Origin of the sequence: Arthrobacter sp. NPDC056691, from assembly GCF_042791415.1 — a bacterium.
Taxonomy (GTDB): Bacteria; Actinomycetota; Actinomycetes; order Actinomycetales; family Micrococcaceae; genus Arthrobacter.
On the sequence record NZ_JBHTXX010000016.1, the window covers coordinates 48,868 to 60,758 of the forward strand.

Sequence of the window (11,891 nt, forward strand, 5' to 3'; positions counted from 1 at the left end):
ATACGGTGGCGCTCAGTGGCGCCTGGTGGTGCTTTCGTGGGCTGCGTCGGCGACTTCGGCGACTTCGGCTTGGACTTCCTTGAGAGCCTCGTTGTGGCCGCCGAGCTGTTCGAGCTCGTGGGCGAGCTCGGCGAGTTCGGCGCCGCCGGCCATCTGGGCCGTGAGTTCGTCGAGGGTGATGTCCTTCTTGTCGTAGTAGCCGATCGATTTGCCGCGCTTGAGCAGCAGGAACCGGTCGCCGACGGGGAACGCGTGGTGCGGGTTGTGCGTGATGAAGATGACGCCGAGGCCGCGATCGCGGGCCTGGAGGATATAGCGCAGCACGACGCCGGACTGCTTCACGCCGAGCGCGGCCGTCGGCTCGTCCAGGATCAGGACCTTGGCCCCGAAGTACACGGCACGGGCGATCGCCACGCACTGGCGTTCACCGCCGGAGAGCTGGCCGATGGGCTGCTCGACGTCGCGCAGGTCGATGCCCATCTCGGCGAGTTCCTTCTTGGTGATGTCCTTCATCTGCTGGACATCCAGGCTCTTGAAGGGACCGAAGCCGGTGGTCAGTTCTGAGCCGAGGAAGAAGTTGCGCCAGATCGGCATCAGGGGCACCACGGCGAGGTCCTGGTAGACGGTGGCGATGCCGGCGTCGAGGGCGTCGCGGGGGGAGCTGAACTGCCGTTCCTCGCCCATGATGTCCAGGATCCCGGCGTCGTGCTGGTGCAGGCCGGCGATGATCTTGATCAGGGTGGATTTGCCCGCTCCGTTGTCGCCCAGCACGCAGGTGACCCGGCCGTTGTCCACGGCCATGGTGACGTCGCTGAGCGCCACGATGTTGCCGTAGTGCTTGCCCACGCCTTCAAGGGAGAGCAGATGGACAGGGGTGTGGGTCAGCGGGTCTTTTTCATCCTTGAGCAGGGTCTGTTGGTCGATCTGGTGTGCATTCATTTCTCCGCCCCTTACTTGAGCTCTGCGCGGCGCTTGACGATGAGGTTGACGATGGTGGCCAGGAGCAGCATCAGGCCCAGGAAGAACTTGAACCAGTCCGGGTTCCACTGCGCGTAGACGATGCCCTTGTTGGCCATGCCAAAGATGAAGGCACCGATCGCGCCGCCCACGGCCGAACCGTAGCCGCCGGTGAGGAGGCACCCGCCGATGACCGCGGCGATGATGTAGAGGAACTCGTTGCCCACGCCCTCGCCGGACTGCACCGCGTCGAATGCGAACAGGTTGTGCATGCCCAGAATCCAGCCGCAGAAGCCAACGCCCATAAACAGGCCGATCTTCGTGGCTTTGACAGGAACACCCACAGCGCGGGCCGCGTTCTCATCCCCGCCGACGGCGAAGATCCAGTTGCCCACTTTGGTGCGTAGCAGCACCCAGGACGCGACGGCCACCAGAGCGATCCAGATGAAGACGGTGTTCTTCACCTCCACACCACCGATGTTCACGGAGGAGGAGAAAACGGCCTGCGCGGACTTGTACCCATCCATGGCGGAGATTGACGGGGAGGAGACCCCGCCGCCGATCAGACGGGTCAGGCCCAGGTTCAGGCCTGTGAGCATCAGGAAGGTCGCCAGCGTGACGATGAAGCTGGGCAGCTTGGTCTTCATCAGGATCCAGCCGTTGATGAAACCAATAGCCAGGGACATGGCCAGCGCCAGGAACACGCCCACCCAGACATTCACGCTGAAGAACCAGCTGAACATTGACGCTGTCAGCGCCGAGCTGATCACGGCCACGCCGGTGGAAAGGTCAAACTCGCCGCCGATCATCAGCAGCGACACCCCCACGGCCATGATCCCGATCGTGGAACTGCCGTACAGGACGGTGGCAAAAGCGTTCGGCTGGATAAAGGTAGTAGATACGAGCGAGAAGAAAACGAACAGGACAACGGCCCCGACCAGGGCGCCAACTTCCGGTCGTCCCAGCAGATTTTGAAGAGGGCTCCGGCGCCCAATCCGCTCATCGGCGGCCAGCGGTGCCGGCTTTGCTAACGTCTGTGTCATGCAAAAACTCCTTGTTGTTCTGGCTGAGGGAGAACCGGGACCGGTCTTCCCGCAGCCAGGTATGCCTGTGACCTAGCGGATGCCGGCCTGCGCGAATTTGGAGACGTCCGCTGCGTTGGTCTTGTCCACGACGGCGGGGCCGGTGTAAACCTGCTGCCCGCCGCCGACCGTGAAGCCGCCGACTTTCTGCGCCCAGATGGCGTCAACAGTGCCGTAGCCCTGAAGGTAGGGCTGCTGGTCGACGGTGAAGTCCACGCTTCCGTCCACGACTGCCTTGGCCAGATCGGCATTCAGGTCAAAGGATGCAACCTTGACCTTGCTGCCCGTCTCCTTGACGGCCTTGACAATGGTCAACGTGAACGGAGCGCCGAGACCGACGATCGCGTCCGCATCCGGAGTCGACTGCAGCTTTGCCGTAACCGTCGAGGACACGGACGTCATGTCAGCACCGTTGACGTATACGATTTCCGTACCTGGGATGTTCTCCTTGATGCCGGCGCAACGGTTCTCAAGCCCCACGTGGCCCTGCTCCTGGATAACACAGATCGGGTGTTTGACGCCCTCGGAGGCCAGGCGCTTGCCCACCGTAACGCCGGCGAGCTTATCGCTCTGTCCGAAGTGGGCCATGACTCCCAGCGCCTTGTACTGGTCCTCGCCCGCGTTGAAGCTCACCACAGGAATCCCAGCAGCGAGAGCCTTCTTGACAACATCCTTCAACGCATCCGGCTTCGCCAGCGTCACTGCGATGCCGTCCACCTTCTGGTCGATCGCCTGCTGCACAAGCTGTGCTTGGCGGCCGGCATCTCCGTCTCCGCTGTAGAGCAGCTCTACGTTGTCCTTCTTTGCCGCGGTTTCGGCGCCCTTGCGCACGATGTCCCAGAACGTGTCCCCGGCTGCGGCGTGGGTGATCATCGCGATCTTGAGGGGCGGCGTGTCGGCTACCGACCCGCCGGCGGCGGCCCCGGCGCCTGCCGATTCGGTCTTTCCGCCGCTTGAGCACGCCGCCAGCGCCAGAAGCGGAACGACGGCGAGAGCCATAACGCCCCGGTGCCAAGTGAATTTTGCCACGTGAAATCTCCTTTGATTCGCGCCATCTTCGACCGTCGTGAACGCTTCAGGCCCACGCCGTTGCGTGGGGCTGGAAACGGAGGTCGCTGGTGTTGAACGATTGTGATCCACATCGCTTTGTGGAACGGTCCAACCCTAGAATGAAAGGATTGCAGAAGTCAATAGACCGTTCCAACGATGTGTGGTTTGATGATTTCACGCCGCCAACTGCATGGCGGGCCGGCCCCATGCGCTTCAAAGGAGAACAATGACCACCACCAGTGCCCCGGAACTCGTCGCATCCTGTTGGACCAGCGCCGGCAATGCGGCGCCGCTGCAAAATCCCGAGACCAGCCCTGTGCCCATTGCAGAGCGCCTCGAGGCCATTGCATCCACCGGATGGTCAGGTTTCGGACTGGCACATGACGATCTGGCCGAGGCCCGGGCTACCCTGGGCTTTCCGGCGTTGCGGGGTCTCATTGACGACGCCGGCCTGCGCTACGTTGAGGTTGAGCTTCTTACCGACTGGTGGGACGAGAGCCTGGCCCCGGACTGGCGTCCTAAGTTCGATCTGCTCCTCGAGGCTGCGGAGACGCTCGGTGCACGGTTCATCAAGGTGGGAACATCCATCGGCGAACCATTGGACGACCTCGACTTCCTGGTGGAACCCCTCCGGCGCCTGACGGGGGAGGCCGCACTGCGTGGCACGCGCATTGCTCTTGAGCCGATGCCGTTTTCGATGGTCGGCAGCGTGCCGGCTGCCGCCGACCTCATGCGGAAGGTGGACATGCCCGGGTGCGGGCTGGTGGTGGACTACTGGCACGTCTTCCGAGCAGGAACAACGCTGGACGAACTGTCAGCAAGCCTCGGCGCAGACCAGATTTTCGGCGTCGAACTCAATGACGCGGCGGCGGAAGTCCAGGGCACTCTCTTCGAAGACACACGGGACAACCGCCGCCTGTGCGGACAAGGCGACCAAAACGTCACCGGGTTCATCCGCGCCCTGAAAACCCTCGGCTTCAATGGTCCCTGGGGCGTGGAAATCCTGTCCTACGAACACCGCGCGCTTCCCGTCAAGGAAGCCCTGCTGACGGCCTATTTCACAACATCGGCCTGCTTCCCAACGGACTAGATCCATGCTTCCAGGAACCCCATCTGAGAAGCTGAAGCCGTGGCCAGCATAAGGAAAAAGACTTGCCGGCCACGGGATGGACCGCCTGGATAGCCAGCAAAATGCCGTCTCCCCCGCCCTCAGCCCGCGTGCACAGACAGCCAAGACTCGTCAACCCCTCCAATCCGAAAGGCCGACGGAACCGTGGACCTGAGACGCATCACAGACTGGACACTACTCACCGGGGCCAGAATCGAGATCCGGCAGCAGGGTAGTCCAGTGTGCAGCGGACAGGTCGACGCCGTCACTGACGACGGAACCATCCTGTGGCTGCGACCGACAGCGCAGAACCGAAGACTGTTCGAGAAGGCCGAGTCTTATGAGGCATGGGCAACAGAGGACCGCGCCGGCTTCCACTACGAAGTCACGAAGGGCCTCAACCAGGAGCAAAGGACATAAGTGTTAGCCAGTGCAACGAACAACTGAACAAGAAAAAGCCTGGAACGCAAGCACCGGCGGGGATTCCATGACAGATTGGTCCGCTCACCCATACGCAAGGGCATGAGCCGTCAGCAGACATGGCCCGACTGTACTTCAATGCACTTCAAGTACACCCCAACCCGATGTCGGCACGTAGCCGAAGGGCCGTCAGAATAGATTTGAGACGAGGCTCAGGGAATTCTGAGATCCTCAACTGACATAACCGATGCATGAATGGTCGTTCATATGGGTGATCAGTCTCGTCCCTGTCATTTGCTGGGGTCCGTTCATGCCGCAGCACAGCCGGACACCCCCGCTCTGGTGAGAGCAGCCACCTATTAATCTTCCTGCCCCTGCGCTGGCAAGCGACAGCATCCGATGGTGGCTTCCCGGCGGGCCCCTGGAGAGCTCGGGACAAGATTTCCCTGATAGTCATGCAGCCAGCCGGAAGCCCTGCCATGAACAGTCGTGAAGGCAGAAACAGACAACACCACCGGACAGCCGGCTCCGCAACTGGAGATGGTCATGCCGTTCCACCCCAGGCCGACCATGAATAAGCAGAACAGTCCACCACAACCGAAAAGGAGGAGGAGGGGGATGAACAACCAACGTCGAGCAGAAAAGAAATTTTCCGCCGAACGTTCAAAGATCATGTCGGCCGACCCCAAGCTGCCCATGAACAGGTACCAAAGACCAAACACTCAAGCACAAGAACCAGGCAAGGAGGCCACCGGCCACACCACCGGCCAGCAATGAAAAAGGCCCCCAAAGGGGCCCTTCACAACACAAAATGTGCACACTCAGAGGCTGAAAAGCCTCTGACCTGCGAAAACACGTGCCCAAGGTGGGACTCGAACCGGGCGCCAACCCTTGAAAACCCGCCACTCCCCCGAAAACATCCCCCAATCCGAACCAGTCCGACGCCAGACAACCGAATCCGAAGCCCAGGGTGTGCACAATGTGCACACCCTCTTTTTTGAGCGTTTTGGAGCATCAGGCAACGACGTGCGCGGTCCGGGAGGCGTGGAGAATTCCCCGCGCCTCCACCATTCGGCCGTCCGCCGATGGTTCCGTGATCAGCCGGAACGCGACGCACGGGATTGCCCGAGCATTTCTGTGCGGGACGTGAGCCAAGGGCTGGGATTCAACGAACGTCATTCCGTTGCGGCCTCCTTTGAACTTCTCATGGGCGCCACATCCCGAGAGGGCATGACCCCAGCCTCGCCCCACAGAGAGCGCTGGAGAGCCAAAAGGCCAGCGCGTTTTCCAGCACTGACGAAATCACGATTATCGGCCGTTTGGTCCGGCTCTCAATAAGGGAAAGAATTGCTGCCGATTTTGCTGTATTGAGCGCGCGGCGAGGGTGGATGGGCGACCGTTGGCCGGGAACCCTGCCCTCGGTAGCCTGTTGCCAACCGTGCCAGGCACACGGTTCGGGGCGGTAGCTAACCCGTCTGCTCCTGCCGGGCGTGGAGTAGCCGCCTACATCTAACGAATTATTGGTTCAGGTTGGAACGGGCGGGGGGCGGAACGCCCGCCTTGGACCCGCCTGATAGCTTCAGGAGTCAGTGTTTGCGAGACGGGCAGGTCCGCCAGTGACTCCTGCTGCATTCCGAGATCTGAGTAGACAGCGTGAAGACTGGCTACGACTGCCCCCAAAGCACCGGAAAAGTCTCCTAGGGCTGCAGGTAGCAGTCTCGGGGACATTCGCAGGTTGTGTTCAAGGGCGCTCTCGTATCGGTGAAGGCTCGAGGTCAGCGATTTGGCGATGCCGCCGCCAAGCACGATGATGTTGGGTTCGCAGGAGACGGTGATGGCTGTCAGGGCAATGAGGAGAGCATGGTCGAAGTGTGCACGCAGGGTTTCTATCCCGCCCTTGTCGTTTTCGGCGAAGAGCTCTGCGGGACTGTGCAATTCAACTCCTGCTTCAGCGGCCCGGCGTAGTATTCCCGGACCCGTGAGCATGTGCTCGAGTTTGGTCCCGAGCGGACCCACGGGGAGTTGTCCAAATTCTCCTACAAGGCCCCGTTCCCCCTGGAGCACCTTGCCTTCGATTGCGATCCCTGCACCGAGCCCGGTTCCGAGGGTCAGGATGGCTGCAGTTGGCGATGTCCGCGCGGCCCCGAATCTTTGCTCGCCAAGGAGGGCAAGGTTTGCATCGTTGTCTATCATGACGACCTTCTGAACGGCTGCTTGGAACCTTTGCAGAAACCGGCTGTCTTCCACCTGCGTCAGGTGATGCGCGTTGGAGATAGACCTGTTGGTCCTGTTGACTGCTCCCGGGAGGCCAAGGCAGACGGCGCCCACGAGCGGCCAGTTGCTGCCGGCGGCCGACCGCACCTCCGTCGCCAGCCATTCAGCGAGTTCCGGGGCGTTCAGGTCCGAGGGGGTTGGCTCGTCTAGCGCCAGGATCGGGTTGGCCAGAAGATCCGCGACAATGATCCGGGTGTTGGAGGCTCCCAGATCTATCCCTAGGACATATGACCGGCCCGCGACGACGTCCAGAAGCACGGCTCGGCGACCTCTGTTTTCGGACACGATTTCCGAGCCTTCGAGCAGCAGCCCCTCTTCAATCAGGGAGTCGACCGCCCGAGTGACAGTTGCGGTGGAAATGCCCGTGGCTTCAGCGATTTGTTTCCTGCTCGCCGGGGCCAGTCGGAAGACCTCTGCGAGCACCGCGCCACGATTCATCATCCTCGTGCTTTGAACCATCGAGATCCTCTCAGCTTTAGATTCAGCATGAAGTAAAAGATACCGGACGCGGCGCCATTTCTACAGTCCTCGAAACAAATATTGCCCGTATTCTCCGAAAGCTCTTGACTTTGGTTGCATCCTGAAATCAAAATGGATGCAACACGTCAAGGGCGACTCTCCCGGGCTCCCCACGGTGCGGCGGCATCGTCCCTTGACAAGCAGCTCAAGGAAGGTCAAGGAACCGATGGAAACACCCACGCTCGTAGGACGACGCAATGCGCGATGGCTTATCGCCGGCGCGATGGCGCTGGCACTCTCGCTCGCCGGCTGCGCCGGGCCAGGGACATCCGGAGCATCCGGGTCAGGAGCTCCGGCCTCGCCGGCAACACAGCCCAGCCTTGAATTCGCTGGTCCAAACGGCGAAAAGCCCGGCAAGCTCGATGAACTTGCGTTGACCGATGGAGAGAAGGCCAAAGTCAAGAGCGGCAATTACACCGCAGCATTCGTTTGGCACACATCCTCGGAGTTCGTTTCCGCGGTCGAAAAGGGCGCGCGTGAGCAGTTTAGGGATCTGGGGATCAAAGTCGTAGCGAGTACACAAGCTGGCTTCGACGCTGCCACCCAGGCCAACAACCTTCAGACGGTGCTGGCGCTGAACCCTGACATTATCGTGACCATCGCAGTGGACCCGGTCTCGGCGGAAGCGACATTCAAGCCGGCAGTCGAGAAGGGAATCAAGCTCGTCATCATGACCACGCCGCCAGCTCACTACAAGGCAGGGCAGCAGTTCGTTTCCATCGTGACCGAATCGCTCACGGAAGCCGGACAGCTAAACGCCAAAATCCTTGGGGACGCACTCGGCGGCCAAGGAGACATCGGCTATATGTACCACGATGCCGACTTCTGGTTCACCAACCAGCGCGACAAGGCTTTCAAGGCTTGGACTTCCTACCTGTACCCGAACGAGAAGATCGTCGCTGAGGAGGGCTTCACGGACGAGGCCAAGACCCAGGAGATCGCGGCGGCGATGATAGCGCGCCACCCGGATCTGAAGGGCATCTACGTCCCGTGGGCAACTGCCGCCCAAGGTGTGCTCGCCGCCCTTCGCGACGCCGGCCGCTCCGACGTCAAGGTAGTCACCAACGACCTGGACGCCACGCTCGCAGCCGACATGGCCCGCGGCGGCAACGCGGTTGGCTTGGTGGGCAACAGTTCCATCTCCATCGGCAAGGGACTGGCCACTGCCTCCGCCTACGGCGTGCTGAAGAAGAAGGCACCTGCGCTCGTGGCCACGACGCCGACGGGGATCACTAAGGACAACCTGGCCCAGGGCTGGAAGGACGATTACGGCACCGAACCACCGTCGAGCGTCACAGGCAAGTGAGCGGGCACTGATTCCGGGCCCGGCGACGCTGGGTCCGGAATCAGAACAGGGGCATTACAGCCCTTTGACGCGTCACGACCCCCATCTCTAAAGCCCAACCCACGGGCACATTCTAAAGGAACTTCCCATGGCACAATTTGTGCAGACCGTACTCGGTCCGGTTGACCCGGCCACACTTGGAAAAATCCTCCATCACGAACACCTGACGTCTCTGGTCCCCGGACCGTGGCTCTCGGGTGGACGTCCGGAGACGCTCGCTGACCCGCACACGCTGGTGGTCCCGCCAACGGACCCCGCCTATGTGGACGACCAGGTGTCCCAAGCCGTCGGCGCCCTTAGCGGACTCAAGGACTTGGGCTTCGACACCGTGGTGGACCTCAGCCCCTACAGTGTCGTCGGCCGCACGGCGCTCGGTGAAAACCTGCACCTCCTGCAGCGGGTCTCCGAGCAGTCTGGGGTGCACATCGTGGCGGGAAGCTCCGTCTATTTGGAACCTTACAGCCCGGCCTGGACTGCCGAGGCGTCTCTGGAGGAGATGACGGAGCGGTTCACCGGGGACGTCACCACGGGGATCGGTTCCACGTCAATCAAAGCCGGCGTCCTGGGTGAACAGGCCACTGGACTGAACGAAATCACGGCCCACGAAGAGAAGTGCCTGCGTGCTGCGGCTCGCGCCCACCTAGCCACGGGAGTGTCGCTGGTGACACACACAACGCACGGGACGATGGCCCTGGAGCAGATTCAGATATTGAACGAGGAGGGGGCTGATCTCAGCCGTGTCGTCATCGGACATATGGACATTCAGCCCGAGTTCGGGTACCTGCTCAAGGTCCTGGACACCGGAGCCAACATCGCCTTCGACACCATCGGCAAGGAGTTCTGGGACTTCGTCCTGGAGCCCGGCCCCGCCCAGCCGGCGGAAGGTGAATTTTCCAAACGGGCCTACTACCGCTCTGACGCGAGCAGGGCGCGGAACTTGGCCGAACTGGCCGACCGGGGCTACGCAGGGCAAATCCTGCTCTCCCAGGATCTGACCGGTGCCGAGGTATACCTCAACCCCGGAACCCACGGACAGTGGGGCTACAACTACCTTGGCGCGGTATTCATCCCGATGGTGGCCGAAATCGGCCTGACAAAGGCCCAGGCCGATCTGATGCTGCGGGACAATCCCCTCCGCCTCCTGGCCCAGGAGGGGCTGTGAACGCTGGCCCGGACCGTGCCGTCGCAGATGCGGCCTACTACGTGGTCGGCGTTGATCTCGGGGGGACAAAGATCAGGGCCGGCATCGCCAGCGAAACCGGGACCATCCTGGCTGACCGGAAGGTGCCAACAAACGCCGGCGGCGCCAGCATTGTTGAACAGATTGTCGCCCTCGTCAGTGAGTTGTGTGCAGTTGTCGGCGCCGGCACCGAGCAGGTCGCGGCGACAGGCATTGGTGGCGCGGGAGTTCCAGACAGCTCCGGAGAGAACTTCGATCAGGCTCCCAACCTCTCAGGACTGCGGGACGTGCCTTTTGCGCAGGATCTTATGCAAAGGCTCGGGCATCCCGTGATCATCGAGAATGACGTCAACGTCGCCGCTCTCGGAGAATTGCACTATGGCCTCGGACTGGGTCACTCGGACTTCGTCTTCGTCTCCGTCGGTACCGGGATCGGCATGGGGATCGTGGCGGACGGCCAGCTGATACGGGGTGCCAGGGGGGCCGCAGGGGAAATCGGCTATCTCCCCTTCGGAACGGACCCGCTGACCCCGGAAAACCACGTGCGAGGCCCCCTGGAGGAAGCGGTTGCAGGCGACGCTCTGGTACGCCGTTACGAAATGGCCACAGGGGACCAAATCTCCGCACGGGAGATCTTTACGAAAGTGCAGGACGGTGACGCGGACGCTCGGTCAGCCATCGACGACGAAGCCCGCTGGCTCGCTGCGGCCCTCGTGGCAGTCCACGCGGTCCTCGACCCGGAAGTCTTCGTGATCGGCGGCGGCATCGGCAGCAGGAAGGAGATGTTGCCCCACCTCCACACCTGGCTGGCCCGCCATGGGGCTTCTTCACTCGATATCCGTATAAGCGAGCTCGGCCACCGCGCACCAGTAGCCGGAGCGGTCCGGCTCGCTCTCGCGGCAGCCAAACCCGGGTTGCCCACCCCTACCGCCACGCTCTCCGCACCGGCCGCACCTGCTCAGAAAGGACACACACCGTGAGCACCACAACCCTAGCGAAACCAAACTTCCTGACCCACGTCAAGGAGGTGAACTGGAGCAACTACGTTGTCTACATCGGATTCGCGCTCGTGTTCCTGTTCTTTGCGGTCACACAGACGGCGTACTTCCTCAACACGACCAATCTGCTCAACATCGTGATCCAGGCAGCCCCGATCACGATCATGGCGATCGGAATGGTCTTCGTGCTGAGTACAGGCGAAATCGACCTCTCTATCGGCTCGACCGTAGCACTGTCTGCGTTGACAACCGGCGTAGTCCTTCAAGGAACCGGGCAGTTTTGGATCGGCGCTCTGGCCGGGCTGGGGGTGGGCATCATTGTCGGGCTCGTTAACGGCTTCTTCATCACGATGGTGCGTCTTCCCTCATTCCTGGTGACTCTGGCCACGATGGGCCTGATCGCCGGCCTCGCCCGACAGTTGACCGACCTGCAATCGGTACCCGTGACCGACGGCGCCTTCGTCTGGCTCTTCGGCGGCGGTGATCTTCTAGGGTTGCCGATCATGCTGTGGTGGACCGCCTTGGCGGTGCTTGTTGGCTGGCACCTGCTGCGGCAGCGCCGGTATGGCGCCCACGTTCTGGCCGTGGGCAACAGCGCCTCGGCAGCCCGGGTTAGCGGCATCAAGGTCAACCGCATCCGGCTGATGGTCTTCGTCGGCAGCGCCATGGCCGCCGCCCTCGCCGGTCTCCTGTACGCCGGCCGCCTGCACGGTGCACGCTACACCCTGGGCGAAACCGACCTGATGACGGTTATCGCGGCAGCCATCGTGGGCGGCACCAGCCTGTTTGGCGGCAAGGGGACCGTGATCGGTGCCCTGATCGGCAGCCTCCTGATGAGCATGATCAACAACGGACTCATCCTCGCCGGACTCAATGTCTCCCAGCAGATGATCGTCCGCGGCCTGATCATTCTGGTGGCGGTCTCCTTCTCCCTCCGCGGCAAGAAGAGCTAGAGGAA

11 protein-coding genes are annotated in these 11,891 nt (G+C 61.9%); 7 read left to right on the forward strand and 4 right to left on the reverse strand.

The features are described 5' to 3' along the window. Window positions 1-12 precede the first annotated feature (12 nt). From ACFRAU_RS14085 to ACFRAU_RS14095, 3 genes are all read right to left on the reverse strand, one after another. Entirely contained in the window at window positions 13-939 is a 927-nt protein-coding gene (locus tag ACFRAU_RS14085) for an ATP-binding cassette domain-containing protein (protein WP_378000358.1), read from the reverse strand. Between the two features lie 11 nt (window positions 940-950). Beyond that, the gene (locus tag ACFRAU_RS14090; protein WP_378000359.1) at window positions 951-2,000 is read right to left on the reverse strand and encodes an ABC transporter permease; all 1,050 of its coding nucleotides are present in this window, start codon (window positions 1,998-2,000) and stop codon (window positions 951-953) included. A gap of 72 nt (window positions 2,001-2,072) precedes the next feature. Beyond that, the gene (locus tag ACFRAU_RS14095) at window positions 2,073-3,068 is read right to left on the reverse strand and encodes a substrate-binding domain-containing protein (RefSeq protein WP_378000360.1); all 996 of its coding nucleotides are present in this window, start codon (window positions 3,066-3,068) and stop codon (window positions 2,073-2,075) included. Window positions 3,069-3,315: 247 nt separating this feature from the next. Between ACFRAU_RS14095 and ACFRAU_RS14100 the strand changes: the two genes are divergently transcribed. From ACFRAU_RS14100 to ACFRAU_RS14110, 3 genes are all read left to right on the forward strand, one after another. Beyond that, window positions 3,316-4,179, forward strand: coding sequence for a sugar phosphate isomerase/epimerase family protein (locus tag ACFRAU_RS14100; protein WP_378000361.1), 864 nt, complete (start codon window positions 3,316-3,318; stop codon window positions 4,177-4,179). Between the two features lie 258 nt (window positions 4,180-4,437). Beyond that, window positions 4,438-4,617: a hypothetical protein gene (locus tag ACFRAU_RS14105; protein ID WP_378000362.1), complete on the forward strand. Its 180-nt coding sequence runs from the start codon at window positions 4,438-4,440 to the stop codon at window positions 4,615-4,617. Window positions 4,618-5,106: 489 nt separating this feature from the next. Next, the gene (locus ACFRAU_RS14110) at window positions 5,107-5,394 is read left to right on the forward strand and encodes a hypothetical protein (RefSeq protein WP_378000363.1); all 288 of its coding nucleotides are present in this window, start codon (window positions 5,107-5,109) and stop codon (window positions 5,392-5,394) included. A gap of 732 nt (window positions 5,395-6,126) precedes the next feature. On the opposite strand, the gene ACFRAU_RS14115 is transcribed toward ACFRAU_RS14110, so the two are convergent. Continuing rightward, a complete protein-coding gene (locus ACFRAU_RS14115; protein WP_378000364.1) occupies window positions 6,127-7,314 on the reverse strand; it encodes an ROK family protein in 1,188 nt (395 codons plus the stop codon). Window positions 7,315-7,576: 262 nt separating this feature from the next. Here ACFRAU_RS14115 and ACFRAU_RS14120 point away from each other — a divergent pair, with 262 nt between their 5' ends. From ACFRAU_RS14120 to ACFRAU_RS14135, 4 genes are all read left to right on the forward strand, one after another. Further along, window positions 7,577-8,716, forward strand: coding sequence for a substrate-binding domain-containing protein (locus ACFRAU_RS14120; protein WP_378000365.1), 1,140 nt, complete (start codon window positions 7,577-7,579; stop codon window positions 8,714-8,716). A gap of 127 nt (window positions 8,717-8,843) precedes the next feature. Next, complete coding sequence (locus tag ACFRAU_RS14125) at window positions 8,844-9,917, forward strand: phosphotriesterase (RefSeq protein ID WP_377991925.1); 1,074 nt, start codon at window positions 8,844-8,846, stop codon at window positions 9,915-9,917. Then, window positions 9,914-10,915: an ROK family protein gene (locus tag ACFRAU_RS14130; RefSeq protein ID WP_377991924.1), complete on the forward strand. Its 1,002-nt coding sequence runs from the start codon at window positions 9,914-9,916 to the stop codon at window positions 10,913-10,915. Before ACFRAU_RS14125 ends, ACFRAU_RS14130 begins: the two co-directional genes overlap by 4 nt. Then, window positions 10,912-11,886 carry an ABC transporter permease gene (locus ACFRAU_RS14135; RefSeq protein ID WP_377991923.1) on the forward strand — a complete coding sequence of 325 codons (975 nt, stop codon included), beginning with the start codon at window positions 10,912-10,914 and terminating at the stop codon, window positions 11,884-11,886. The genes ACFRAU_RS14130 and ACFRAU_RS14135 overlap by 4 nt, the downstream gene beginning before the upstream one ends. Window positions 11,887-11,891: the final 5 nt, after the last annotated feature.